Annotated in this window: 2 protein-coding genes; both read right to left on the bottom strand. The window is 76.3% G+C overall.

Translation table 11 applies throughout. From position 1 onward, the window contains the following. A partial coding sequence (gene tatB / locus NH602_RS30635) for a Sec-independent protein translocase protein TatB (protein WP_253069660.1) occupies positions 1-370 on the bottom strand: 370 nt, incomplete at its 3' end. Between the two features lie 18 nt (positions 371-388). Beyond that, positions 389-1702: S1C family serine protease (locus NH602_RS30640; protein ID WP_253069661.1), on the bottom strand; the 1314-nt coding region annotated here is incomplete at its 5' end.

Below are 1702 nucleotides of genomic sequence, written 5' to 3' on the forward strand. Positions count from 1 at the left end.
CCCCGGCCGCCGCCACGCCACCGGCCGCCGCCACGCCACCGGCCGCCGCGGCGGTCCCGGCGCCGGGGGCGAAGCCGTTCGGCTTGACCGGGCCGGCGAACCCGTCGTCGGAGAACAGGCTGCGGGTGATCGCGGTGCGCGGGTTGAGCGAGCGCAGGCTGCGCAGGTCGTTGAGCGGCTGCTGGATCTGGTCGAACTCCGGGCCCAGCTCCTTCTTCAGGTGGTCCTGGGCGCCGGTGGCGAACTCCTTGACCTTGCGCACGGCGCGGCCCAGCCACGCCGCCGCCTCGGGCAGCCGCTCCGGGCCGAGGATGAAGAGCCCCGCCACGACCAGGACGAGGATCTCCGGCATGCCGATGTTCTCGAACACAGCGCCAGCGTACGGGTACTAGCGCTGCCCGAGCGTGACGGTCACGGTGAGCGGTCGTCCCTGACGGACGAGACCGACCGGGACCTGCTCGCCGGGGGCGTGTTCGCGGACGGCGACGACGAGCTCGTCGGCACTGGCGATGGGGCGCCCGGCGACGTCGACGACGACGTCGCCGTCGGCGATCCCGGCCGCGGCCGCCGGTCCCCCGGCGACGACGTTCTGCACCTGGGCGCCGTCGGTGGCGCCGTCGGTGACCGAGCGGGCGTTGACACCGAGGTCGGCGTGCGCCACGCGGCCGGTGCGGATGAGCTCCTCGGCGATGGCGCGGGCGTCGTCGATCGGGATGGCGAAGCCCAGGCCGATCGAGCCGCCCTGTGCCCCGGACTCGGCGCTGCCCGCGCTGCGGATCGCGGTGTTGATGCCGACGACGGCGCCGGTCGCGTCCACCAGTGGGCCGCCGGAGTTGCCGGGGTTGATCGCGGCGTCGGTCTGCACGGCGTCGATCACCGCGTCGCCCGCACTGCCCTCGGGGTCGAGCCGCACCGGGCGGTCGACGGCCGACACGATCCCCGTCGTCACCGTGCCCGCCAGGCCGAACGGCGACCCGATCGCGATCACCGCGTCACCGACGGCGAGCTCGCCGGAGCGGCCGATCGCGGCGACCGTCGGGTTCGCGACGGGCACCTTGACCACCGCGAGGTCGGTCATCGGGTCCGCACCGACCACGGTGGCCGGGACGCGGGAGCCGTCGGAGAACAGGGCCTCGATGGTTCCCTGGCCGGGTCCGGTCGCCGGCGCGACGACGTGGTCGTTGGTGAGCACGTAGCCAGCGGGGTCGATCACGACGCCGGAGCCGTTGCCCGCCTGGTTGCCGACGGTCACCTCCAGCGAGACGACCGCGGGCAGCACCCGCGAGGCGACCTCCGACACCGAGCCGGGCGGCCGTTCCCGGGCGGGCTCGGTCGCGCTCAGCACGGCTCCGGGGCTGGTCAGTGCGCTCGCAGCGGCGGCGGTCCAGTGCCCGACCAGGCCGCCCGCCGCACCGACGACGAGGGCGAGTACGCCGAGCAGCGCCAGCGCGCGCGGCTGCACCCGCTTGCCGAACAGGACCTCGCGGACGCTGAGCCGGGGGCCGTCGGGCCGGGGACCCTCACCGGGGGCGTCGCCGTCGCCGGGCGGTGGGGCGGCGACGACCGGCGTGCCCGGGTCGCGCCAGGGGTCGCCGGTCGAGCCGCCGGGCCAGAACGGGTCCTGCTCGGCGCTCTGCTCACCACCGCGCAGCGCGTCGCCCGACGCACCGGGCGGACGCTGCAGACCACCGGCGGGGCCGCC

The sequence above is a fragment of the Pseudonocardia sp. McavD-2-B genome (assembly GCF_024124365.1).
Classification (GTDB): domain Bacteria; phylum Actinomycetota; class Actinomycetes; order Mycobacteriales; family Pseudonocardiaceae; genus Pseudonocardia; species Pseudonocardia alni.